21 protein-coding genes and 1 pseudogene are annotated in these 24,956 nt (G+C 49.9%); 10 read left to right on the forward strand and 12 right to left on the reverse strand.

Annotation, left to right across the window (positions count from 1 at the left end):
• The 3 genes and pseudogenes from ACN0YR_RS23820 to ACN0YR_RS23830 form a co-directional block, all read left to right on the forward strand.
• Positions 1-2,561: protein kinase domain-containing protein (locus ACN0YR_RS23820; protein WP_417851713.1), on the forward strand; the 2,561-nt coding region annotated here is incomplete at its 5' end.
• Between the two features lie 175 nt (positions 2,562-2,736).
• A pseudogene (locus ACN0YR_RS23825) lies at positions 2,737-3,185 on the forward strand (fasciclin domain-containing protein); the annotation flags it as partial.
• A gap of 84 nt (positions 3,186-3,269) precedes the next feature.
• Positions 3,270-3,731, forward strand: a complete 462-nt coding sequence (locus ACN0YR_RS23830) for a fasciclin domain-containing protein (RefSeq protein WP_417851740.1) — start codon at positions 3,270-3,272, stop codon at positions 3,729-3,731.
• Between the two features lie 189 nt (positions 3,732-3,920).
• Here ACN0YR_RS23830 and ACN0YR_RS23835 read toward each other — a convergent pair whose 3' ends face one another.
• Positions 3,921-4,991: a prolipoprotein diacylglyceryl transferase gene (locus tag ACN0YR_RS23835; protein ID WP_417851714.1), complete on the reverse strand. Its 1,071-nt coding sequence runs from the start codon at positions 4,989-4,991 to the stop codon at positions 3,921-3,923.
• A 211-nt stretch (positions 4,992-5,202) separates the two neighbouring features.
• Positions 5,203-6,102 (reverse strand): pantoate--beta-alanine ligase, encoded by a 900-nt coding sequence (panC, locus tag ACN0YR_RS23840; protein WP_417851715.1) that lies wholly within the window; start codon positions 6,100-6,102, stop codon positions 5,203-5,205.
• Positions 6,103-6,430: 328 nt separating this feature from the next.
• On the opposite strand from panC, the gene ACN0YR_RS23845 reads away from it, so the two are divergent.
• Both ACN0YR_RS23845 and ACN0YR_RS23850 read left to right on the forward strand, forming a co-directional pair.
• Positions 6,431-7,231, forward strand: a complete 801-nt coding sequence (locus tag ACN0YR_RS23845; protein WP_417851716.1) for a hypothetical protein — start codon at positions 6,431-6,433, stop codon at positions 7,229-7,231.
• Positions 7,232-7,583: 352 nt separating this feature from the next.
• Positions 7,584-8,531, forward strand: coding sequence for an alpha/beta hydrolase family protein (locus ACN0YR_RS23850; protein ID WP_417851717.1), 948 nt, complete (start codon positions 7,584-7,586; stop codon positions 8,529-8,531).
• Here the strand turns inward: ACN0YR_RS23850 and ACN0YR_RS23855 are convergent.
• Positions 8,523-9,776 (reverse strand): glycosyltransferase family 4 protein, encoded by a 1,254-nt coding sequence (locus ACN0YR_RS23855; RefSeq protein ID WP_417851718.1) that lies wholly within the window; start codon positions 9,774-9,776, stop codon positions 8,523-8,525. The genes ACN0YR_RS23850 and ACN0YR_RS23855 overlap by 9 nt on opposite strands.
• A gap of 330 nt (positions 9,777-10,106) precedes the next feature.
• Between ACN0YR_RS23855 and ACN0YR_RS23860 the strand changes: the two genes are divergently transcribed.
• The gene (locus tag ACN0YR_RS23860; protein WP_417851719.1) at positions 10,107-10,997 is read left to right on the forward strand and encodes a phosphatidate cytidylyltransferase; all 891 of its coding nucleotides are present in this window, start codon (positions 10,107-10,109) and stop codon (positions 10,995-10,997) included.
• A gap of 105 nt (positions 10,998-11,102) precedes the next feature.
• Here the strand turns inward: ACN0YR_RS23860 and ACN0YR_RS23865 are convergent, their stop codons facing one another.
• The 7 genes from ACN0YR_RS23865 to ACN0YR_RS23895 form a co-directional block, all read right to left on the reverse strand.
• Positions 11,103-11,744 carry an acetyltransferase gene (locus tag ACN0YR_RS23865; RefSeq protein ID WP_417851720.1) on the reverse strand — a complete coding sequence of 214 codons (642 nt, stop codon included), beginning with the start codon at positions 11,742-11,744 and terminating at the stop codon, positions 11,103-11,105.
• Position 11,745: 1 nt separating this feature from the next.
• Positions 11,746-12,915, reverse strand: a complete 1,170-nt coding sequence (locus ACN0YR_RS23870) for a DegT/DnrJ/EryC1/StrS family aminotransferase (RefSeq protein ID WP_417851721.1) — start codon at positions 12,913-12,915, stop codon at positions 11,746-11,748.
• Between the two features lie 23 nt (positions 12,916-12,938).
• Positions 12,939-13,292 carry a Rieske (2Fe-2S) protein gene (locus ACN0YR_RS23875; RefSeq protein WP_417851722.1) on the reverse strand — a complete coding sequence of 118 codons (354 nt, stop codon included), beginning with the start codon at positions 13,290-13,292 and terminating at the stop codon, positions 12,939-12,941.
• Positions 13,285-14,556, reverse strand: coding sequence for a hypothetical protein (locus ACN0YR_RS23880; RefSeq protein WP_417851723.1), 1,272 nt, complete (start codon positions 14,554-14,556; stop codon positions 13,285-13,287). The genes ACN0YR_RS23875 and ACN0YR_RS23880 overlap by 8 nt, the downstream gene beginning before the upstream one ends.
• Positions 14,557-15,630 carry an amidohydrolase family protein gene (locus tag ACN0YR_RS23885; protein WP_417851724.1) on the reverse strand — a complete coding sequence of 358 codons (1,074 nt, stop codon included), beginning with the start codon at positions 15,628-15,630 and terminating at the stop codon, positions 14,557-14,559.
• A gap of 17 nt (positions 15,631-15,647) precedes the next feature.
• Positions 15,648-16,571, reverse strand: coding sequence for a glycosyltransferase family protein (locus ACN0YR_RS23890; RefSeq protein WP_417851725.1), 924 nt, complete (start codon positions 16,569-16,571; stop codon positions 15,648-15,650).
• Between the two features lie 206 nt (positions 16,572-16,777).
• Complete coding sequence (locus ACN0YR_RS23895; protein WP_417851726.1) at positions 16,778-18,478, reverse strand: multiheme c-type cytochrome; 1,701 nt, start codon at positions 18,476-18,478, stop codon at positions 16,778-16,780.
• A 509-nt stretch (positions 18,479-18,987) separates the two neighbouring features.
• Here ACN0YR_RS23895 and ACN0YR_RS23900 point away from each other — a divergent pair.
• Positions 18,988-20,292, forward strand: a complete 1,305-nt coding sequence (locus tag ACN0YR_RS23900; protein WP_417851727.1) for an outer membrane beta-barrel protein — start codon at positions 18,988-18,990, stop codon at positions 20,290-20,292.
• A 438-nt stretch (positions 20,293-20,730) separates the two neighbouring features.
• Here the strand turns inward: ACN0YR_RS23900 and rplT are convergent, their stop codons facing one another.
• Complete coding sequence (rplT, locus tag ACN0YR_RS23905; RefSeq protein WP_417851728.1) at positions 20,731-21,090, reverse strand: 50S ribosomal protein L20; 360 nt, start codon at positions 21,088-21,090, stop codon at positions 20,731-20,733.
• A 205-nt stretch (positions 21,091-21,295) separates the two neighbouring features.
• The gene (rpmI, locus tag ACN0YR_RS23910; RefSeq protein WP_417851729.1) at positions 21,296-21,499 is read right to left on the reverse strand and encodes a 50S ribosomal protein L35; all 204 of its coding nucleotides are present in this window, start codon (positions 21,497-21,499) and stop codon (positions 21,296-21,298) included.
• Positions 21,500-21,898: 399 nt separating this feature from the next.
• On the opposite strand from rpmI, the gene gap reads away from it, so the two are divergent.
• The 3 genes from gap to ACN0YR_RS23925 all read left to right on the forward strand — a co-directional run bounded on the left by gap (position 21,899) and on the right by ACN0YR_RS23925 (position 24,866).
• Entirely contained in the window at positions 21,899-22,921 is a 1,023-nt protein-coding gene (gap, locus tag ACN0YR_RS23915; RefSeq protein ID WP_417851730.1) for a type I glyceraldehyde-3-phosphate dehydrogenase, read from the forward strand.
• Between the two features lie 198 nt (positions 22,922-23,119).
• A complete protein-coding gene (gene rpe, locus ACN0YR_RS23920) occupies positions 23,120-23,809 on the forward strand; it encodes a ribulose-phosphate 3-epimerase (RefSeq protein WP_417851731.1) in 690 nt (229 codons plus the stop codon).
• A gap of 487 nt (positions 23,810-24,296) precedes the next feature.
• Positions 24,297-24,866 (forward strand): histidine phosphatase family protein, encoded by a 570-nt coding sequence (locus tag ACN0YR_RS23925; RefSeq protein WP_417851732.1) that lies wholly within the window; start codon positions 24,297-24,299, stop codon positions 24,864-24,866.
• Positions 24,867-24,956: the final 90 nt, after the last annotated feature.

Below are 24,956 nucleotides of genomic sequence, written 5' to 3' on the forward strand. Positions count from 1 at the left end.
ATCAATTTGCTTCAGCTGTTCAGGACTTGGGGCTTCTGTCCAAGCCTGAGCTTGATGACATACTTCTCACCATCAGGCAATCGGATCCACGCATTGCCCTCAAGACGCTCGCACGCAAACTCGTTCGAAGTGAAGTCTTGACCACCTTTCAGGCAAATCAAATTCTCTCCGGTAAAGCGAAGTCACTGACTTTAGGAAATTGTTTGATTCTCGATCAACTCGGAAAAGGGGGAATGGGGACAGTCTACAAGGCACGTCATATCCGCATGGACCGGATTGTTGCCGTCAAGGTGATTTCTCCTGAGTTCACCAAAAACTCAAACCTGCTTGCAAGATTCCAAAAGGAAGTCAAATTAGCTGCCAAGTTGGATCACCCCAATGTCGTTGCCGCATACGATGCTGGTGAAGCCCATGGAATTCACTATCTGGTGATGCAGTTTGTCGAAGGAAAAGATTTTGCTGCAGTTCTCAAAGAGACCGGTCCGGTCTCAGTTTCATTCGCATTGCAGGCCGTGAAACAAATTTCCGCAGGGCTGGAATACGCTCATTCAAGAGGAGTGATTCATCGAGACATCAAGCCTGCAAATCTTTTGCTCGACGAAAGTGGGAACGTCAAGATTTTAGACATGGGGCTGGCTCGGTTCACTCGAGAAACGATGCAGGGTGATGCTCAAGAGTTGACCCAAAGTGGCGTGATGATGGGAACCGCTGCGTACATGGCTCCTGAACAATCACTGAATTGCAAAGCGGCAGACGAACGGAGCGACATCTACAGCTTGGGATCTGTTCTCTATCACTTGCTGACCGGAACAACGATGTATCGCTGCGAGACATTTTTGGAAACAGCGATTGCCCATCGAGAACAACCTGTCCCGCCACTCTCGTCTCCGTTCAGTGAAATTCCCGAAGGACTGCAACAGCTCTATAACAAAATGGTCTGTAAGGATCCTGAAGAGCGGTTTCAGGATATGGCTTCATTAAGTAAAGAGTTGGATGACCTTCTGAATAGTGAGCCGTTGAACGAGAAAAAGAAAATTGCCACCGACGATCTCGAGTTACAATCGTTCATCAATGATCTGAGCATTGTGAACACTCCGACGCGGGTTTGGCCTTTCTCTGCCACGACCCACGACAATAACAACCGGAAGACGACATCCGCCCCACCCGTTAATGATGGCACGAGGACACCCGCGACATCTCCTTCGCGCTCTGGCACGTTTCGAAATCTCGCCCGCAATTTACTGGGAGTAAAAGCGATTGGGGGCATCGCCGGCTGCCTGTTGCTGATACTGATCTCTGTTTTAGTCCTGGGAGGGTCTCGAAAAGGAGAGCCTCTTTTTCTAGTCATTCAGGTCGCGGATGATCAATTCTCATCAAGCATTCGCGGTCAGTCTTTGACTCTACGAAATGTCGACACAAATGTTCTTCAGGAAATTGAATTGACTCACTCAAGTCTGAAGTTTCAAAAGCTGAAACCAGGGACTTACGAGATGAGTGCAAAATCTGATTCAGGTCTGCGAATCGATCCTGAGAAATTTTCGTTGCAGGAAGGAGAGACGCAGCAGGTAAAAATCTGGCGGGAAACGTCAGAGATCGCGTCCACCTCAACAGTCTGGGGAAGTTTCCCGAAGGACGCGCCAGCTCCAAGTCGAATCCCCTTCAGTGCAGATGAAGCGAGAACGTCTCAGCAAAAGTGGGCAACCTACCTGAAGATTCCCGTCGAGTTTGAAAACTCAGCGGGGATCAAGATGCGACTGATTCCACCCGGCGAGTTTATACAGGGCATTACAGAAGGAGATGCGAATTTCTATGAAAACGAGGCTGCCAGGCTCTCGCTGGAAGAATTTCTTGGACCTGAAATACAGGACCGCGTCACGCCTCACCGGGTCTGTTTGACACACGCGTTTTACATTTCAGCGACAGAAGTAACCCAGCAACAGTTTGAGACAGTCTCTGGATTCAACCCGTCAGTGTTCAGTCCCACCGGAGCAAAGCGAGACTTGGTTCAGGGGACTCAAACTGATTCATTTCCTGTCGATACGACATGGTTTCAAGCGGTCGAATTTTGCTCGGAACTGAACAAGCTGGAAGGTAAAAAATCGCCGTATGCGGACTTCGATCTCATCCCAGAAATTGATGGATACCGCCTGCCGACAGAGGCTGAGTGGGAGTTCGCTTGTCGGGCAGGAACGAAAGATCGGTGGTGGTGGGGCACACGCGCTATCGATTTCATCGATCAGGAATGGATCGGGATTAACAGTGGTATCCAACCACACGAGGTCGCAACCGCCAAAGCGAATCAATTTGGTTTGTACGACATGTATGGCAACTACTGGGAATGGTGTCATGACTGGTCCGAACCTTTCAAGACACAGTTCTGGGACGAATGCACCACAAATCCTACTGGCCCGACTGTCGGAGAGAGCCGCGTCACTAAAGGAGGCTCATTTCATACTTCTATTCAGGTCGGAAGTTCAGACTATCGGGGACATTCCCCACCCGATCGGGCTGATGCAGAAATCGGATTTCGAATCGTTCTTCCTGTGACAATAGCGCCGTAACAGCGTGGCGGCGTATCAAAATTCTTTTGAAACCTAGGTGGTCACCTTCAGAGTGTTGTCTACAAAAAGAGCAGTGAACGTTTTGAACGTTTTGCTTACCGCCAAACTTGGCTCCCTTCCCCTTTTAAGACAACACAAGGATTTCAAGATGAGGATTTTAGCTTACGGATTGACGATGACTCTGACAGCGATTGGTTTTTCAGGATCAGCTCAGGCAGAGACGAAAGACATCGTCGACACTGCAGTCTCTGCGAAATCTTTCGGCACTTTGGTAACTGCGGTCAAAGCTGCGGGACTTGTCGAAACCCTCAAAGGAGATGGCCCCTTCACAGTCTTCGCCCCGACGGATGAGGCTTTCGCAAAGTTACCCAAGGGAACAGTAGAAACACTTTTGAAACCGGAGAACAAAGAACTCTTAACAAGTATTTTGACCTACCATGTCGTCGCTGGAGAAGTGAAAGCTGCTGACGTCGTAAAATTGTCCGGAGCAGCAACTGTGAACGGACAACACGTAGACATTTCCGCTGCAAATGGGGTGATGATCGATGGGGCGAAAGTTGTAACGACAGACATTCTCTGCTCCAACGGCGTGATCCGGGCATCGATGCTGTCATCCTGCCAGAGGATAAATCGATTGTTGGCGTCGCCCAGGAAGCAGGCGTGTTCAAAACACTTATTGCAGCGGCCTCTGCTGCCGGGCTCGCCGGAGTGCTTGACCAAGAAGGTCCGTTCACTGTATTCGCACCGACAGACGAAGCTTTTGCCAAGCTTCCTGTAGGGACTGTAGAAAACTTGTTGAAGCCTGAAAACAAGAATCAGCTTGCAAAGATCCTGAGATACCATGTGATCGCAGACAAGGTTTACGCAGCGGACGCGTTGAAAGCAAAGCATGCGAAAACTCTGGAAGGGAACTCTGTGACGATCAGCATCAACGAAGGGGCTGCTCAAGTCAATAATTCGAATCTCATCAAAACAGATATCGACGCCTCAAACGGAGTCATCCACGTGATTGATTCTGTTCTTCTTCCACCGACAAAGCAAAAGAGTCACAGCAAAAGTGTTTCTCAAAAATCCTGCCAGTCTGCGACTCACGTGACGAGCAGCCCTCCTCAATGGCACAGTCGACAGACAAACACAAGAAGCCGACGCCTGACGCGACGTTCATATTAAGAATCTGATGCACTCTACTTTCGTTACCGTAAACTCTGACCACAAAACACGAGCGGTTCAACCAATGTTGAACCGCTCGTTGAGTGCGTAAGGTCGAGCCATTACAGTCATCCCTTCTCTGCCTGTTCGGTTTTCACTTTGGCGAGTGTGGTAACGAACATGGAGAGGCGAACGATGTAGGCATTCAGCTCAAACAGGATTCTGGGATTGCGTAGTCGGGGCTGAAAGTTTTTGACTTCGCCAACGTGTAAAAAGCATAATGCCGAGGCCACTGGCGATGATTCCTAAGCTGTAAAACTGAGAAATCGTAAAACCGGTTCCGAGTTGTCCCATCTCATCGGCTCGCAAAAATTCGATTTGAATTCGTGTGAGTGCATACAAAATACAGCCCAGTGCGAAGACATCTCCTCGGTACTTGCGATACCAGAAGTAAACGCCGGTGACGATCGCCAGAACGAACCCGTTGATTGAACTGTAGATTTGGGTCGGATGGAGAGAGAACGTTGCACCTGCATCAGGATCAACAAACCCTTTCATCACGAGTTCATTGAAGGTGACAGTTCCTGATGCAAATTCGATCCCCCATGGAAGTTCACAACGATCTCCATAACAGCAACCATTCAGCAGACAGCCGATTCTCCCGAATCCGATTCCGATAAAGATTGCTGGAGCCATGATGTCAGCGAACTCGAAAAAGTCGACTTTTTTCAATCTGCAGAAGATCAAGAATCCAAGAGTCCCGCCGACTAAACCACCTATCTGAACGAGGCCTCCTTCGGAGAGGTTTATCGCAGCAAATGCAAGTTCACCGAAGCTGTTGGCGTCCTGAAAGACCACATCTCCATATTGAATCAAGTAGGCGAGCCTGCCACCAAATATTCCGATCCCCAAAACCCAGAGTGCAGCATCGAGAATGATCTCCGGATTATGCCCAACCGCCTTCGCACGCGCACATGAGAAAGCCATCGCAGAGACGAAGCCAATCAGGACCATGGCTCCGTAACCAAACACAGGGACAGATGCTGGCAAGACTCCAAAGAATGGAGCGATGCTCAAGCCAAGGATCGCACATCCCCACATCAACCAGTTCACCCGGTCGCGCAAGAACTCCTGGTCGCGGCGAGCGAGGTGATAGAGAAACAAAACCGCGCCGACAATGATCGCAATCCAGCATGCCCCCAAGTGCGGTGGCGCTCCGGGGACTTCGGTCCAAAGGGACCACGGTTTTTCAATCCAGATTCGAAAAAGTGTTTGGCGCATGTCTATTTACGATTCAGGCAGGGTTCACTGACCGGGTTCACTGACAGGGGAGTCCCCTGCTCTCTTCATTTGGTTCTTCGAACAACTTCGCGAAGGAAAATTTCCAAGCCCGGCATCCACCACAGAGGCGAGAAAGGAGCCAATGGCTCGATGCGAAGGTTCCGAGACGAGTTCTTAATTCAACTACCGTCGAATGGGACGGAGAGTCTTTTCAATGTGGTAGCGAAATTCTACGGTTATCGATCAATCGTGTCTGCCCCACATAGGTCGCGATCAAAGCAACCATTTCGGGTTGGAGAGATTTCAGCTCCTCCAAAGTGTCCGGGTCACGCAGCACGGCATATTCAGGCCGGACATCATCAAATGAGTTGATGTGATCCAGCATCTGTTGCTCCACTTGTGTGATGCTGGTCTCACCAGCCAGGAGAGATTCTTCAGCAATGTTGAGCGCTTGCGAAAGACAGAGCGCCGTCTGTCGCTGCTCTGGCGAGAGGTATTGGTTGCGACTGCTCATCGCAAGTCCGTCTGCTTCGCGAACTGTGGGAGCGATGACGACCTCAATGGGCATGTTCAGATCCCGGACCATCTGGCGTATCAGGGTTTGCTGTTGATAATCTTTCGCGCCAAAGCAGGCGACGTCTGGCTGAATGATGTTAAAGAGCTTGGCGACGATGGTCGTGACTCCACGAAAATGGCCTGGGCGGCACTCTCCTTCGAGAATCGTTGACATTCCTTCAACATCAACCCAAGTGCCATATCCGTCCGGGTAGAGCGATGGGATCTCAGGCGTATAGACGCAACTGACTCCTGCTGCACGACATGCGTCCAGATCAGCCTCTAGCGGACGCGGATATTTGTCGAGATCTTCTCCTTGGCCAAACTGAGTCGGGTTCACAAAGATGGTTACCAACACGTAATCGACACGTTTTCGACATTCCTCCACAAGACTGATGTGCCCCGCGTGAAGTGCTCCCATCGTGGGGACGCATCCAATTTGGCATCCCTGCTGCCGCGACCTGGCGATAGCTGCTCGAATCTCCGCGATTTCTCCTGTCACCTGCATACTTCGATCCTTGACATTTCCTTCACAAATGTATGGTGGATCATTCACGAAGCGACAATCTTGCCACGTTCTCATCCACGGAGTTTTTTCTTTCGGCAGCAAGTCGAGTGGTTCAACCACTCTTGAATTGTCAGCATTTCGAACTTCGCCTGCAGGTTTTGCCTGCCATCCTGCGAATCCGAGCCTGTCTATCAACAATGAGTGCTGCACGAGTCAGTGAAAGTGTATCGATTTGGAACTGATGAGAAGCTCGAAATTCTGAAATTTTGTTGCGGGCAACTCGCTGAATGAGACTGGCCCGCGTACGATAAAGAGCGAATGAACATTTGAACACAAAAATCCCTTGGGATTTCATCGAATAAGGACTGAAACGATCATGGCTGAAGAAACTCTTGCTGAAGAGACTCAAACCGAAGATCAACTCGTCATCCGGGCACAGGAAGCCTTAAGCAGCTGCAACTGGGTGATCGGAGAATGTGCCTCTGAATGGACGCAAAAATACGCACGAGGCCGAACTGACGCCGACTTTGGTTCCATGATCGGCCTGAGTGGAGATCAGGTGTATCAACGTCGCCGAGTGTGGGAAACATTTGCAGATGTCAACACCGACTACACAAACCTGAAGTGGTCACACTTCTATGTCGCCTTGAACTGGGACGATGCTTCTGAATGTTTGCAATGGGCGAACGAAATCGAAGCGACCGTCGCTGAGATGAAAGCCTGGAGGCGTTCTCAGCATGGCGAAGATCTCACCGCACCAGCTGAAGAAGAAGCCCCCTTTAGTATTGCTCCCGACTACTTGCAGGTGGGCGATAACATGGTTCGCGAAGTCGCGGACGTCGAGGGAGAAGGCCGTTCTCTTGCCGGTGCAGGAATCGGAAGTTCCAGCGAACGAGCGGAAACGGTTAGTTCTGCTCCGCGGGAATCATCGGGAAATTCCGATTACGCTCCATTCGGCCAAGGAGCTCGGGGCGATGCTTCGAGTGACGACGATGAGAAGCGGGAAGGCCCCAGCTCAGAAGAAATTTACAAACGTGCTTGTGCTTCCATCGAAAAAGTCGTCGTTGCTCTCAGCCCTGAGATGATCGAAGACTTCAGAGAGATGCCTCTCGAATTGCAACAACGGTTCGTGAATGCCGTCAAGAACTTGCAGTCTCGCACAGCTGGACTTTCATAACGCGCGACCTGAGAGAGCTGGAGCCGAGGTCAAAGTCGATCTAAACCCACTGGACAAAACTGGACAATGGCTGAGGATGAAGGGTTAACCGAAACGGATTCTTTGACTTGCAGAGGCATCCACAATCTTGGCTTTCTCCACTCACCAAGGAAACTTGGATGCAAAGGACATGCAGGCCTCTGTTTTGAGCATGGGAGACCTCTTCCTGAGGTGACGTGCTGCTCCTTCGAAAATCCGGATCACTTGATTTTTTCTTGTCAGGAATGTTAATCGTTGTAAGCCAGACCGATGTCCACAGGCGAAGACGCTTTTGCCCCAACAATTTCTTTGCTCCAGCAATAAGATTTGTCAGATGAAAACTCTCATTTTCTGTTGTGCTTTCGTCTCGCTGTCTTCGTTTGGATTGGCGCAGGAACTTGAAGAAGTCTCCATCCTGAGCTCGATGGACAAAACCCCACAGCCTGCATTTGCCTTTGCTCCGGACTCACCGGAAAAACCAATCCCTTTGCTTGTCGTCTTACATACGTGGAGTGGAGACTACAAACAAAAGGGACATATCGAAGTCGCGCTGAAGGAATGCCGGGAGCGGAAATGGGCTTTGATCCATCCGAATTTTCGTGGACCAAACTGGACGCCCGAAGCTCTTGGTTCGCCGCTGGCCGTGCAGGACATTGTCGATGCGGTTGAGTGGATGAAGCAGCAACACTCCATCGACACTGACCGGATCTACCTCACAGGAGTCTCCGGTGGCGGTCACATGTCGATGCAAATGGCAGGCAAGCACCCCGAGATTTGGGCGGGCGTTTCAGCTTGGGTTGGAATTAGTGACGTCGCAGCCTGGCACTCCGAAACAAAAGCCGCAGGACGAAATTATTTTAAGAACGTCGAGAAAGCTGTTGGCGGTGCACCAGGAACAAGTCAACAAGTTGATGAGCAACTGAAAGAACGTTCTCCGTTGACCTGGCTGGCTCGTGCACGAAGTCTCCCGATTGATCTGAACGCCGGGATTCACGACGGACACACCGGCTCCGTTCCGATCAGCCAGACTTTCAATGCTTTCAATGTTCTTGCAGACGCCAATAATCAGCGTCCCGAGAAGTTCACGCAGTCTCAAATTAAAACAATGACGAAGACCCAGGAGATCCCACAGGATCTTCGATTCACTGGGCCGCAGGAAGAGCGCGAACACGAGATCCTCTTAAGGCGACAGGCTGGCCCGGTCCGAATCACCATCTTCGAAGGTGGTCACGAAGGTGATCTTCCCACTGCAATTCAGTGGCTCTCGATGCAGTCACGATGACTTCAGCACATCCTTGAGTGACTCTGCAAGAAGTTCGGTTTGCTGGTTGATATTGTGGTGTCGCTCAACATACTCGCGACCAGTCACAGGAGAAATTCGCTCCTCCCAGACATCTCGAACGTATCCGGAAAGCTCATCGACATTCCCGTTCGCAAAGTACCCGGAATTCGAAGCTGACAAGAAGTCCTGCTCAACGCTCAGCGATGCAATAGGAACGTTTGACGCCGCAGCTTGCAAATAAGTGTTCGGAAACCCTTCCAACGATGAAGTATTCACCAGAACCGCAGCCCGAGAAAAGATCGCTGCCATGCTGGGAAACGGAACCTTCTCGACAATACTGACATTCGCTGGTGCCTTCTTTTTGATTTCAGCAGCGAAAACTTCATCATGGCGATTCATAATCATCAAAAATTTGACACCGGGACACTGGGCTGCAACTTCAAGCAAGACTTGCGGCCGCTTGTGTACAGATTCAGCACGTCCAATCCATAAAGCGTAACGATCCAGATTTGCATGTAATGCTGGTTCAATCTTCTTTCTGGAAAGGCCGTCCCAATCATCGAGATCAATGGGGTTTTGAACCTGTCGGCTCTCTCGTTGAAACAGTTTTTTCAACCTCGTCTGTTGAAATTTGGTTTGACAGAGAATTTGAGTCGCATTTTGAATTGTCCAGTAACAGACGTCCGCACTATCCCTGTAGACGCTGACAAATTTGTTACCCGGCAAGTAATTTTCGTCCAGATCACCGTCCGAACCGAGAAACAAGACTGCGGGTCGTCCTGTCGCCTGTGCGGACGCGATCACAGTTGCTGAAAAACTTTGAACACCGAATGTCAAAAAAAGATCCGCGTCGATCTGTGTCACAGCCGGCAAAGCATCGCGAGCCCCCCTTCGCTTGCGAATCACTTTGAGCCCGGCCAGGAGTGGTAAATAGAGTACATCAGAGAGCTGTGGTTGTTTGAGCTGGATCCAGGGAAATCGTGGGACCGTTTTGAATCTCGACAACAGTGAATCTCGAACTTGAAAGAACCGATCCCTCATCAGATGAAGTTGAACTCCTTCGTAAGTCCCTTCTCTTAATGGGTTCCAATGCCGGACAAGAAAAGAGACTTCAAACTCAGGATTTTGCGCCAGTGCTCGTGCGAATGCCCAGGATCGTGTTTCGATCCCACCAAAAGTTCCCTCAGCTTCCGGATCGATTGCCGGATAGGCATTGAGTGCTACAAAACAGACTTTTATCGGCATTCAACTCGAACCAATTTCAAATATGGAGTCTTTTGAGCCAGACTGCTTTCTCAATCAGAGAACCGCTGGTTGAGACGCGAGCCATTTGGAAGGGATTCCTAACCATCGCAAGCTGGCTGGTTCTTGGATGAATTTTGATATGACCCGTTTACATCGTTGCGTTTCTTTCTCTGCCCCATGATACTGCCACGTCAATTCTCATCAACAACGACTTGTTACGATTCGCTCAGACAATCCCTGAGCAACCAATCGAGAATCCAGACAATCGCAAAGGTTACAAGAGTACCGTAGAGACTTCTTAATAGATTACCAAAAAGAACACAATCATTCATGCTTGGTTGGCGACTCATCATTTCGGCAATTTTGATTCCCCTGCTCATTGGGATTTTTTATCTTGATGCGAGGAGTGGCGAGTCTGCGTTGTTCCTGCTTGTGTTTGCCGAGATTCTTGCCATTCGAAGTGTCTGGGAATGTGCCGACCTGGTTCGCGATCGTTCAAAACGACTGCAACTGCCCGCAATGTTCAGCTGTGCCGCAGCGATTGTCTTTGCGGGATGGATTCCACACCTTACCGGGGCTGCTAGCGACACAGGGGATCTCAATTTCGTCGCGTTGATTTACGCCTTCACGGTGATGCTGCTGTGTGCCTCGGAAGCTGCTCGATTTCGCGGTCCCGGGGGAAACATTGAATCACTCGGAACCGAAATTCTCATCGTCAGCTATGTCGGTGTTCTTCTTGCAGTGACGACGCAACTGCGATGGATTGCCGGTCATGAGGCAGGTTACCTCGTGCTTGGCTCTCTGCTCATCTGTGCAAAAGGTGGCGACATCGGAGCGTACACACTCGGGCGTCTGTTTGGCACAACCAAACTGGCTCCGAATTTAAGTCCTGGAAAAACTCAAGAAGGAGCGGTGGGAGCCGTTGTTGGAGCGGGATTGTGTGGATGGCTCTGGCTGGAATTTGCGACTCCCTTCTTCAACGCAGACTGGGCTCCCCCAGCGTGGTACTGGGCAGTTCTCTACGGATGTGTCATTGGAGTCGTCGGACTGATCGGTGATCTCTGCGAATCATTCTTAAAGCGAGACGCTGGCAAGAAAGACTCCGCCCAGTTATTCCCGGGCTTCGGAGGCTTACTCGATATGCTCGACAGCGTCATGTACGCCGGTCCGGCAGCTTACCTGCTCTGGAAAACATTACCGCTGGCAACATGGCTAAACTGAACTTCTGGCCTTGCTGTACCCATGTAGCACGCGTTTCACCAGTAAAATTGATGTTGCTGAGAGGCAGAACCCGAACACCAATTCGAAAGATGCTATCAACGCAGATCAGTAACCATTGATGGCTGTTTTCACAATACGAGCCGGAACTCCGACAACTTGAGTTCCATCGGGAACATCTTTCGTCACGACTGCACCTGCTCCAACGACACACCCGCACCCGATTCGAATCCCATCCAGGACGATAGCCCCCATTCCAATGTAAGAACCATTGCCGACAATACACTTCCCGGCAATGTTCACTCCGGGGGATAACGTCACGCATTCCCCAATCTTTGTGTGATGCCCAATCAAAACAGACCGATTCACAATCGTGTTCTTCCCGATACTGGAGAGAGGTGCGATGTTGGCTCCAGCGAGTAAAATGCACCCCTCGCCAATTTTTGTACCACGCCCGATCATTGTAGATCGGTGCCTGAGCGTAGCAAACTTCAAACTCGCCTGTTCAGCCTGAGAGATGAACCCTTGTCTGAGTGTCGATCCTAACGCACAAACCCCGACGTGCGTTTCAACGAGTGTCGATATTTCTCCAACCCAATAGACGGGTTTCCCAGCAAATCCAGATTTGCAGACTTCCAGATTCTGATTTTCCACAAAACCTGCTAACTCGAACTCAGGCATCTCCTCAACGACTTCAGCAAGTTGTTCCGCGAAGCTTCCAGTCCCGAGAATTAACAGTGATTCTGGCATTTCAGGCATCCGGATTTTCTCGCGCAAGCTCAATTTCAGCGGGGACGTCAACGCAGGGATTCCAGAAAAATCTCTTCACAGCAGAAATCACAGCGTCACACTCTCGCTCAGTCATATCATAGTACAACGGCAAGGTGATAATTTCGTCGTACACAGCTTCCGTCACTGGAAGAGAGCTTTTGGGCGTGCGTTCAAAAAATGGCTGGAGATGATTGGGAACAAAGCGAACTGTTGTGCCGATTCCATCTTGAGCCAAGACAGAAGCAAGTTGATTTCGGCGACCATCAAGGACTCGCATGTAATAGCTAAACGGAAATACTTCCGGAAGATTTCTATCAGGAAGCGCTAACTCTTCGATGTCCGCAAAAACTCTGTCGTAGTTCTGGACAATTTCAATTTTTCTGGCTCGAAAAGATTCGAGTCGATCCAGTTGAACGAGTCCTATTGCTGCATTCATGTCTCCCATGTGATAACGCAAACCGCTCGTTGTCACATTATAGTACCAATCTTGATCAGAATTGATGCGGGTCCAGGAGTCACGGTCAATTCCAAGGTTCCGTTTCTTCTTCAGTACATCGGCAAACTGATCGCTACGGGTAACCAGTGCGCCCCCGCCGCCGCAAGAGATATTCTTGATTGGATCGAAACTGAAGCAACCAATATCTCCCAGCGTGCCCAAATTTTCTCCGCCATACCGGGAAGCAAACGCCTGGGCTGCATCTTCGATCACGACAAGATTCAACCGACCAGCTCTGTCCAGTAATTCGTTCATGTCACATGAAACTCCACCGTAATGGACGGGGACGATGGCACGGGTACGAGGAGTGACTCGGCTCATTGCATCATCAATATCGATGTTAGCCGTCTGCTCGTCGATGTCACAAAAGACCGGAATCCCCCCTGCGGCAATGACCGCTTGAGGAGTCGCGACAAATGTCATCGAAGGGAGAATAACTTCGTCACCTGACTGCAGGTTCAAAACTTCCAGAGCGAGGTGCAACGCAGCCGTTCCGGAATTCACCGCAATGACATGTGGGACATCCAGCAGTTCTGCGATTCTCTGCTCAAATTGCTGAACGCGCGGCCCCATTCCCAGCCACCCACTTCTTAGCACATCGGTAACGGCTCTCTCTTCTGCGGCAGAAAAATGGGGACGGTGTGTTGGAATCATCGGAAGTCCTCTCGACAAGAGCCTTACATAGTGACAAAGAGATACCCGTCCTCTTCACGAACGGGGAACATTTTGAGTTGTACTTTGGGGTCGAATAGTGATGTCCCTTTGTCGAGTAAATTGAACTCCCATCCATGCCAGGGACACCGAAGAACGCAAGGAGTTGAATCCAATTGGTAATCATTTGGACCGTTTGAAAAGGTCATCCCTTCAACTCCTCCCGAGCAGACTGGAGCTGCTTGGTGTGGACATCGGTTCAAGACAGCTACGTAGGCTCCCTCGACGAAATAGAGGCCAACCTGATGTCCTGCTACAGAGACAACATGTCCTTTTCTTCCACCGACACTTTCCACACGACAGGCCTTGTACTCAGCCACTGGACCGTCCTCTTTCTTTCTTAACAATCAATTGTTGTTCAAGCTGGCGTAAAGTTTCGAGACTGGAGCTGCCGAGTCTGCCTCCGCTGACTTGGCTCCGCTTCGGAATTCGCCCAACATCCAGATTCGCGACCACTTTGCGACTGTTGCAATCGATCACCAGCAAGCCACCCTGAACTGTTTCGCGGTATAGATAGCCCCCACACGCGACAATCAACCACACAAGAGTCCAGATCAAAGCGTGCCGAGCCAAGTTCACAGACCGTAAAAAGGGAAACCGACGCCCCAAACGAAGAAAGCTGACGACGAGAACCACAATGCCACAGAAGCCAACGAAAAACGAGACCAAGACAAGTTTTTTTAACAATTTTCGATCAGGTACAAGTGAAATAAACGCATAGTCGCCGCCAGAACTAAATGAGATCCAATAAGGATGCCCCGGAGTCTCAACCTGACCAAGAGGCGTCTCTCTACTGGAGGTCCATTCAGTGATAAAAATCAGCGATTGATGAGAGGCACAGGACCAAATTTCCGTTGATTGAGGGCGAACGCTCAATCCGTGACAACGAGAGTCCTTGTCGATTGAATGTTCGACGGTGCAAATGACTTCCAGTTTTGAAGCATCCACAACCTGGAAACCTGCCAATCCATCAACTTGTGAGTAGAGATATTTCCCATCCCCGGAAAAAGAAGCAGGACGCGGAGACCCATCCATGGAGATCACCCCGACTGGCTCATGACCATGCTGAAGATCGATCACGGTAATCCTGCCGGGTTCCCCCAACGGCGACAAAAACATTCTCGCCCCATCAGGTGAGATGGTCGTATTGTGAGGCAATCCCGCAGTTCGAATTTTCTTAAAGAGTTTCTTCTTATGCCCGTCGATCACCCACCATGAGCCATCCCAACAGGCGACATAAATCCATTTACCGTCTCGCGAACATTCAATTTCATCCGGGAAGTCCCCGACCTCGAGCAGATCGAGAATCTGCCCGTCCCTTGTGTCGATCCAAACCAGCTCACCTCGTCCCGACTTTGCGTTCATATGAGAAACGACAATCGTCTCCTGATCACCCAAAACACAAATTCCATGGAGGTGATTTCCCAGATGAATCTTGTGTTCAAGATCCCAAGTTCCGACATCATATCCATAGACGACCCCAGTCTCGTCCAAGACCCACAAAGTTTCTTTGCCTTGCCCATGCACAACACCTGCAAAAAAGCAATATGCCATCACGACAAGAATCACAGCTTTTTGGGCCATCTATTTCAACCCGTAAAATTGTCGTGCGTTTTCGGAAAAGACTCGCCCTCGAAAACCTGAAGAGAAGTGTCGAAAAATAGCTCGAGGATCATCGAAGTCCCAGTGGGGATAGTCACTCGAATACATGAGCATTTTCTCAGCTGGGAACATCTCCAAAATCTGGTTCAACTGATGAGATTGTGGTGGTTCCTCAATTGGCTGAGTGGAGAGCATGAGATGCTCTTCGGCGTAAGCACTGGGACATTTTTTGAGCCAAGGAACTTCGCTACGTAAGCCCTTGTAATTCTTGTCCAATCTCCAAAGCAGTGGAGGCAGCCAGCTAACTCCACCTTCCAGAAATACAAATCGCAGTTCCTGGAATCTTTCAAAGACACCCTCGCAGATTAAACTGACGAGATGTGCCTGAAATGCGGTCGTCAGACAGGTATGCCATTCGATGTAGTAGCTTGGGTATCCAACTGCAGTGGGAGGATTCGATATTCCAGGTCCTTCAGTTCCCGGATGAATCGCAATCGGCAAGCCGTTGCGTTCCGCTGCTTCATAGATCGGATAGTAGTGACGTTGCCCGTAAGGAAACCTCGCACCAGCTCCAAGCAACACTTGAACGAGCTGAGGATGTCCTGCGATGCGATCAATCTCTCGCGCAGCTTGTTGAGGATCTTGGGTAGCTACAATGATTGAACCCAGAAACCGTTGATCAATCGTCAACCAGTCATTGATAAGCCAATCATTGTATGCACTCGCCAGTGTGCTGGCCCAATCTGAATTGGGTAAATTAGAGACCCCCAGATGCCCTGCTTCACCATTGAGAATGATGTAGTCCATCGAGTAGGCATCAACCAGGTCTGCAATCAGAAAATGGGGGTCGGAACCTGGTGATCCACCATCTGGAGGAACTGCGTCTCGCCGACGAATTCCCGCGACATTGAAATAAGTATTGTTCGGATAAACAGAAGCGCCCCGCAGGAGTCTCGACCTCCAAGGCTCCTTCACGTACGGCGCAATTTGCTCGATCGACTGCCAGCGATAATGGACATCACAATCGATCACCGCTTGCAGTTTCGACGAAGACATAGATTCTGATGGGTGAGTCACAGTGATTTCGTTCCTGTAGGAGCCGGTTTGACGTGTTGCAAAATTCGAGACAACATATTCTTCAACGTCAGCTCCTGATGAACGAAATGGCTCGCGGTCTCAGCAATTTTGTGACGAAGCGAATCCATTTGCAAGTAGAATTCGACGGTTTCGGCGATTTGACCGATTTGCGAAGTGACAAAATCTCGTCCACTCACAAACGCCTCATTATCCAAGTTGGGTTCAGAAACAATCATTGCTCCATTCCCTGCACACAGTAAGAATCGATGTCCCACAGAGTCACGCGGAGACTTCAAGACATTGAGCACGATCTTGCAGCGATTCAGAAATTCGGTCCGCTGGTTACCGCCTAGATAACCTCGCGGAAAGACAATTTCTCGATTCGTTTTCTTCAGTTCAGAACTGACCTGACTCAAGATTCGACGCCTGCGACGAGAAGCATTGCGGTTTCCCAGAAACGCAACATCCACATCTCGCGGGAGAGCTAAATCCTGCCCCATCTCAGGAGAAAATCCAAAGGGGACAACCAGCGAATCAATTCCTCGGCGCTGAAGAAATTCAGCTCGTGGAGATGATCCAGATATGAGAGAGTCGATCACACCTCTTCGACACAACTGTTTAATTTCACCAAGAATTCGCCAACGTTGCCCCTGTTGCAGAAACCGAAGATCACTCCCGGGCAGACGACCATTGAATGCGCGATCACCCCAAAGTCGGAATGCAGCCCCAAGGTCTGCTGTCACATCTGCAAATCTTCCATTTGGTAGATTTTCCAGCAACCACCACGCAACATGCAGATCCTGTGACTCTCTCTTCAAATAGTGAACGAGTGAAGCGAGTCCTTGCATAGAACCATTATGAGGACCATACCCGAGAACCAAGTCAACTTTTTTCATCGAAATTGTGTCGATGCTTGGCATCTCGGGATATCGACAGAAAAGCTCGACCTCACATCCCAATTCGACCAACGCGTTTTGGATGGGCGCGCATGTTGCTGAATCTGCGTCGTAGAACAACAATACTCGCATGGCCACAAAACATCTGGAATACTGAGGGACATCTCACTGAACTTGTACGAGAGCGAACCCGCCTCAGCCTTACTTCTAAGGGTGGAGCCTGTGTGTCGTCAATCTTTACGCCCGCTGTGATTGACTTCTTTCCAATATTTTTCGAAGTCGAATTTTGGACTGTTTTCATGATCGTGGCAGTGTGTGCAAACTTTCTGCTCCGCTTCTGCTTTGAGAAGTTGCAGCGACTTTCGAGACTCAATCGTTTCGGGTGTAAGCATGCCTGTCTTTTTCCACGCCTGTTCCAACGCAACGTGCTCGGCTGCAGGGCCGTGACAGTTCTCGCACTGGTTGCCAGCTAAGTGAGGTGTTTTTTCCAGGCTGGCGAAACCACTTTTGTACTGCAGGATCTCTTGCGGCTCCCAGCCAGTGGTATGACAAGCCAAACATTCAGGGTCCCAGATGCGGTTTACCCAAGTCGCCTCCTGCCCCGGCCGCCCTTTTGTGAGGCTGTCGAGTGCGTGGGCATGCTTTGACTGACTCCAGATATTGTAAGCATATGTATGACATTCTTTGCAGGAATCCGCCCCAGCAAAAGTCTTCCCGGAAGGATGGCCGATCGCGAGATCATCATTCACCATCGAATCGTACTGCTCCTTGAGGACGTCCTGATACTCTTGCATCAATTCGACCATTCCCGGATCAATGGCGAAGCGGTCCATGTCCAGTTCGACTAACTCATGCTTGAGTTGATTTTCTGCAAACAGGCCGACAGCGACAACGTTCTTCCCCTTCTTACCGACATGCACAATCATTGTTTCACCGACATAATTCGGTTTCTTCCTTGGGTCTTCAGCACTGTTGGCTGTGACTACAATCTTGAACTCCGGGAACTCTTTGGCCAGTGCTTCCGATTCATCAATATCCGAATGAGACAGCAGTACCAACAGGTCCGGATTCTCTGCTTTCAAGGCTTCGAGTTCCTTGCGAATCGCCTCGGCTGGAACATCGATTTTGAGCAAACTCTCATCAGCAGTCAGTCCCGTTTGCTGTATTTTCTTCAGCGTACTCGTCCCAACTATGCCGATCACGCCAACCTTGGTTTCACCAACTTGCACGACACGAGAATTCACAGGAGTTCCCAATTCTTTGGTCCCATAGAACGTGACATTCGCCCCCAGAAATGGAACATCGAATCCATCTTCCGTAGAGACTGCCTGATGTTCCACGTACAAAGCATCGGGACCAAGCATCAACTCTTCCAAGCCAATCTCTAGTCCCTGATAGCCCATCTTCTGGAAGCCCAGGAGCATGTGGTGAAACTTGATTTTCGATTGTGGGTATGTGACCCGCTTCTCGTTCAAAATTCCTCCCACATCAAATGCCGAAACTGACCAGCCTCGATCCTCTTTGAGTTGCCGGATAAAGTCGGCACGTCGTGCAAACCCGCCAGCTTGCCGCTCCGAACAGCCACACGGTTCCAGGTAGCCATGCTCGTCTCCCGAAAAGACGAGGACCGCCTGAGGCTTCTCCCACCCCTTCAACAACGGAGTCGTTGCTCTCGGAGAATCACCTTTCCCGGACGAATAAGCCCCACCCTGACTCTCAGATTTGGCCTTTGTGGAATCCGTCTTTCCAGGAGCCGGCGTATCTTGCCGACACGAGGTTAAGATTGTCGTACAGATTAGAACAGTTGTTACAGTTATGCAGGCGACGCCGAGAGTTCTTCGAGCATCTTTCATCCAGGTCTGCATTGTCACTCCATTTTGATTTCGATGCTGATCGGTCTTTTTACGCGAAAATGAGGCAATTGCTGCCATTTAAGCTCTATTTTCGCGTGCTCTCCAATAATTGGAAGTCTAGATCCCCCAGCTGGTGGCAAAGTATAGCAATTAAGACAGTTATATCACGCATCCTAGAATCTCCGATTTTGCAGATGTATTCGCGCCGATCCAACACGTCAGTGTGGCTCCTGGAGAGGATTTTCAACGCTTCTCATGCCGTGAAGACCATTTTTGCGACTTAATAAACTCCCCGCTGCGAGGCAGAACATTCAGAGCAATATTGAAGATTCGCTGTTGATGCAATCCTTGACCCAGGAATGTCATCAGGCGCAATCTTCGCTATTGAAAATGTTCTTCAAATCGTAATGGCTAAAGAATATTGAAGAAAATGGACACATTCTGCCTCGTCAAAATGAGCTCGACGTCGCATGAAAACAGTCTTCACGAAGAGGGAAGCACGAAAGAAATCTAGGACCACAAGGATGGAACCAGGATATCTTGTGCTCGAGATATCCTGACCGCTTCATAACCAGGAGTAGAAAAGAATGCGGAACCTCAAGACGAGAGACTGGCTTCTCACGCTAGCAACCGCAATGGGACTCGCCACAACTGCCGTCGCTCAAGAAAATGACGTGGCTCAACGAGCTGATCAAATTTTCTCAGAAGGTGAGCAATCGCTTGTAAAGCAGATTGGCCACGACTGTGCCCCCGGATCACCACTTGTCGACCCGCTTTGCAGCACCACCCCTTGTGATGGTCTCGGCTGCGACACCTCTGCCTGTGAAAGCTGTTACCTGTTCGATGGTGGTGGCTGGTCCCTCCAGGACCTTTGCAGCGATTGCTCTCCGTACCGAGTCGGTGGATGGATCCAAAGCGGATACCACAACCGCTCGACAGGTCTGTTCAACGACCGCCCCGGACACTATGCGACACACCAGGCGTGGCTGTATGCGGAAAAAGTTGCTGATGGCAGCAGTGGCCTCGACTGGGGCTTCCGAGCTGACTTCATGTACGGTATCGATGCCAATGACACTCAGGCCTTCGGAAATACCCCCGGTGAATGGGACTACCTGAATGGCTGGGACCATGGATCATTCGGGTTCGCGATGCCACAACTCTACGGCGAAGTGGCCTATGGAGACTGGTCGTTGAAAGTTGGTCACTTTTTCACCCTGCTCGGGTACGAAGTCGTGACCGCTCCCGACAACTTCTTCTACAGCCACGCGTTCACAATGTACAACAGTGAAGCGTTCACACACACTGGTGCACTCTCCACATATAAAGTCAACGACAACTTAAGCGTCTACAGCGGATGGACACTCGGTTGGGATACTGGCTTCGATCAATACAACGACTTTGGTCAACACGGTAGCAGCTGGCTGGGTGGTTACTCATTCGGACTCGGCGACAAAGCGACCTTCACACACATCATCACTGTGGGCGACTTCGGAGCCATCGGCGACGGATACTCTCAGTCAGTCGTGCTGGACGTTTCACTAACAGATAAGCTCAACTACGTTTTCCAGTCTGACTTCCTGACAGCCGAAAGTGCCGTCGTGAACATGGCTGGGAACCAGATCGGCTTGGCTGGTGGCAATGAGTCCTACGGAATCAACCAATACCTGCTCTACTCGGTCAATGAGTGCGTTGGAGTTGGTGGTCGATTCGAATGGTGGAAAAACAATGGGAACAGTATCTACGCCATCACCGGTGGTGTGAACTACAAGCCTATGCCAAACCTGACACTACGACCTGAGATTCGCTACCAGTGGGATCCAGGCACAACCAATGCCGGAATCGCCAGCGAAGGAGATGCCATCTTCGGGATGGACGCAATCCTGACCTTCTAGAGCAGTTTGCTCTATCGTGCGCCCGTGAAGAACACGCTTCACCAGTGAAAAAGCTGCTCGCCACGAGGCAGAACGCGAACACCAATTCGAAATATGCTATCAAGCAGTTTTGAACAAGATGTACGCGACCTGTCTCGTGAGTCCGAGTGGCTTTTTTTCATGAAAAGCACTCTTCTTATGGAGACTGGAAACACGCAATTGCTTACGAGCATCTACAATGCTTGTCGTGCCTGTGAGGCTCGCTCCCATAACTTCATAGACTGCTCGCCACGAGGAAGAACATCCTCATCGAGCGTGGAGCGAACAGAAAAATCGACATTCATATCGATCACGAAAAAAGACCTCAGCAGGAATTCTGCTGAGGTCTTTTTAATTTGAGACTCGTGCAACTGGCTCGCTCATTAATCGAGCTTATTGCTAATTTTAGTCAGCAATCACTTACTTGTTGCTGATCGCTGTTTGTGCAGCGGCAACAATTTCGTCGAAGATCTCTGGATTATGAATCGCAATCTCGCTTAGCATTTTACGATTCACTTCGATGCCTGCCAATCGGAGGCCGAACATTAACTCAGAGTATCGCATTCCACGAGCACGTGATGCTGCAGTAATACGAGTGATCCAAAGTGAGCGGAAGTCCCGTTTACGGACTCGTCGATCGCGATACGCATACGCTCGCGACCGCAGGATTGTTTCCTGAACAGTCCGCCAAAGACGACTGCGTCCGCCGACATTTCCGCGGGCTTCTTTGAAGAGACGTTTTTTCTTACGTCGCCGTGCCTTACCGTATGTTACTCGCATCGCTTTTCACCTGATACCGCAGCAGAAGCTGCTGAACATCTGTTCTCAGTAATATGTTTTCGCATTCAGCACCTACCGAAACCTTACTCTACTGAACGGATCGCCTCAGTATTCGAGAGGCAGAATCCAGGTTTTCGGATCAGTTCTAAATCTGTTTCACGCAGTTCACGACAGTCTACACGTTGACGGCCCAAAAGGCGACAGTCTACAGGCTGGGTCGAACTGCTTCGACAATCATCCGTGCATTCGCACCAACGACGATTCCTCCGTTACGAAGGTGACGTTTGCGTTTTCCAGATTTCTTTCCCAGAATATGCCCACGATTGGCACTCCGGTGCTTTGCTTTTTTGCCTGAACCGGTCACTTTGAACCGCTTGGCAATTCCCTTATGTGTTTTTGCTTTAGGCATTTTTTCACCATATAACCAGTCGGAGTTCCGAAACAACCGAACTCCCTACAGAACATGAGGGCTCAAAACTGGTTCGAAGACTAGTTCAAAATTTTCCGCGAATTTTTGCGAAGCAAAGAGTGTAGATCAAACTCCACCCTCATTACCAGTCCACCAAGAGCGAAATTCGACTTGAATTCAGAAGAGACTTCAACGATTCATCGATTTGCTCTCGAAAACGTCAAATCGCGTCAATGAATAACGATACGCTGATGCACCTTCTCATCTTTGATGATCATGTTTCGTAAGAAATCAGTTAGTTGAGACAGCATCACGCTGAGGCTACAATCCGCATCTCATATCGAGAGATAACAACAAATCTGATTGTAAGTGTAGAAATCATCTACCGGAGGAAAAAAAGTGGCAGTTAAAGTAGGTATTAATGGATTCGGACGTATTGGGCGGATTTCTCTGCGAGCGATGATGGCTCAGGGCAAGGATTTTGAAATTGTTGCCATCAACGACCTGAGTGATCCGAAGATGCTGGGAATGTTGCTCAAATACGATAGTGCCCAAGGCCGCTTCCCCGGCACTGTCACTGTTGAAGGCGATACCCTGATCGTCAACGATCAGAAGATCAAAGTTTTGGCAGAACGTAATCCTGCTGAGCTCCCTTGGGCAGACATGGGAGTCGATGTTGCCCTGGAATCGACCGGTTTCTTCACATCAAAAGCAAAAGATGGAAAACCTGGTTACGATAGCCACCTCACAGCAGGTGCCAAGAAAGTTGTCATCTCAGCTCCTTGCAAAGACGCACCTGATTTGACCTGCGTCATGGGAGTTAACGACGATCAACTGACCGCGGAACACAAGACTGTCTCCAACGCGAGTTGTACAACGAACTGCCTCGCACCAATTGCGAAGATTCTCGACGAGAAATTTGGTCTCGAAAAAGGCTTGATGACAACCTGTCACGCCTACACCAACGACCAACGTGTTTCTGATCAGATTCACAGCGACATCCGACGTGCACGAGCTGCCGCAGTCAATATTATCCCAACATCAACCGGTGCTGCCAAAGCAGTCGGCCAGGTTCTTCCACAGCTTGACGGAAAACTGACCGGGATTTCCCTGCGTGTTCCAGTCATTACTGGAAGCGTGACCGATCTCGTCGCCGTTCTCGGCAAAGACGTGACCGTTGAAGATGTCAATGCAGCCATGAAAGAAGCGGCTTCATCAGGTCCATTGAAAGGGATTCTTGAGTACACCGAAGACCCAATTGTCTCATCAGACATCGTCGGAAATCCTCACAGCAGCATCTTCGATGCAAGCTGGACGCAAGTGATTGGCGGTAATTTGGTCAAAGTCCTCAGCTGGTACGACAACGAGTTTGGATACTCGAGCCGAACCGCCGGACTCATCAAGAAACTTGCTAATATGTAAGGACTTAGGTCAATCCTAAGACGAACGAACAGCCGTAACATTCAAGAAATGTTGCGGCTGTCAGCGTTCGGTTGCAGCGTCGAATCAGAAACTTGACTGGACGAAAACCGAATTAGGGCACACAATTTCAAATTCATGGCTCCGTTTCAGTTTTAATAAGTTCAGAATTCACAGACATTCACTAATCAAACCCTGCTTATGTCTCAACAAGATCTTCCCCAAACTCCAGTTATCGCACCTTCGATGTTGAAGTGCGATTTTGGAAACCTGGATGCCGAGATCCAAAAGCTCGAAACGGCTGGCGCCGCCACCCTCCACCTGGACGTAATGGATGGACACTTTGTCCCCAACCTATCGTACGGCCCGATGGTGATCGAACGAATCAGGGAACGGACCAAGCTGATTCTCGATGCACACTTAATGATCTCTGATCCTGAAAAATATCTGGATGAATACATTCGCGTCGGGTGTGATTGGATCACATTCCATATCGAAGCGGTTCCAGAACCGACCGCACTCCTGAAGAAAATCCGTGATGCTGGCCGCCTGGCAGGCATCGCTATCAATCCTGGCACACCCGTCGACAGGATTGCCAAACTTAAAGATCAAGTCGACCTCGTCCTGGTGATGAGCGTCGAACCGGGCTTTGGAGGACAGTCGTTCATTCCTGACGCGATTCAAAAAGTCGCAGAGGCGCGAGCTCTGTTCCCATCGGAAACACTGATTTCGATTGATGGCGGGATTGGCCCCGCTACGATTCCCGATGTCGCAGCAAATGGTGTAGACGTATACGTCGCTGGAAGTTCAATTTTCGACCAACCTTGTTACGAAACTGCGATCCGTGAGATGACGTCAATCGCAAGTTCCAACTCTCCTCCTCGACAATAAGAGGTCAATAAGAAATTGCCCTGAAATCCATCCACGTCAGAGATGTCTAGAACCAGTCCGAAAACCTCTGGAATAGCCGCTTTCCTCAACGTTTGAGAGAGCAATTTCAAGTTTCAGGATCAGTTCTAATAGGACCTGACTTTCCGCTCCTCCAGAAATAGAAGTGGGTAGGGAAATACAGATTGATTCTGTCTTCTCCTGCCAACTCATTGCGTCCCAGTTTCAAGCGTGAAAACACGTTACTTGAGCATTCATGAAAATGACGTCCGTGACCTGTCTCCTTGTGTTGAGCGAATGATCTCACGAGAAGCACTCTTCACGGAGACCAGAAACACGAAAATGCACTCGAAAAATTTCGCGCTCGACAATTCGACAACCGTTCTTGAGTCTATCTCTCAAGAATTCAAAGAAACTGAAATGAGTGATCTTAACCTCTCAAAAAGTCGATCATTCATCAGGTTTCACCCCCCGGTACCTAAGGTGCTCCATGACCATTTATCTGATCCGTCCAGGTGAAACGGATTACGATGTGCAAAAGCGGCTTCAAGGCTCGATCAACCTCCCATTGACTGAACAAGGAGTTGTTCAGGTTGATGAGATGGTTACGGAAGTAAGTAAATCCCAGCTTGATCGAATCTACTCCAGCCCGACTGAACCTGCTCTCTCGACAGCCAAGCGAATTGCCTCCAAGTTGGGAATTACGCTGAAAGTCCTCGATTCCCTGGCGAACGTCGACCTGGGATTGTGGCAAGGGCTATGTATTAGTGAGATTCGATCGAAACAACCCAAAGTCTTTAAACAGTGGAAAGAATCCCCTGAATCGGTCTGCCCACCGCAGGGAGAAGATGGAGAAGAGGCTTGCCAGCGGATCGCTGCTGCCCTGAGAAAACCGATGAAGCGAGGGAAATCCATCGCGATCGTCGCCTCAGAACCGCTCGCGTCACTCATTGAGTGCCATTTACAAGGGCGCGAACCTGAACTTTCCGAGTCGTTTTGCAAAGAACGAGAGGTTGCACACTGCCAGGCTGTGGAACTCCCTTCCCCTGTGCCAAAATAAGAGAGCCGGAGAGATCCAGGCTGTCAGCCTCACTTGAAAGACTTGTCAAACTTGAGCAGAGCTCCTCGAGAGTCAGCCAAGCAGAGAATA

The sequence above is a fragment of the Thalassoglobus sp. genome (assembly GCF_048270125.1).
In the GTDB taxonomy this organism is placed as follows: domain Bacteria; phylum Planctomycetota; class Planctomycetia; order Planctomycetales; family Planctomycetaceae; genus Thalassoglobus.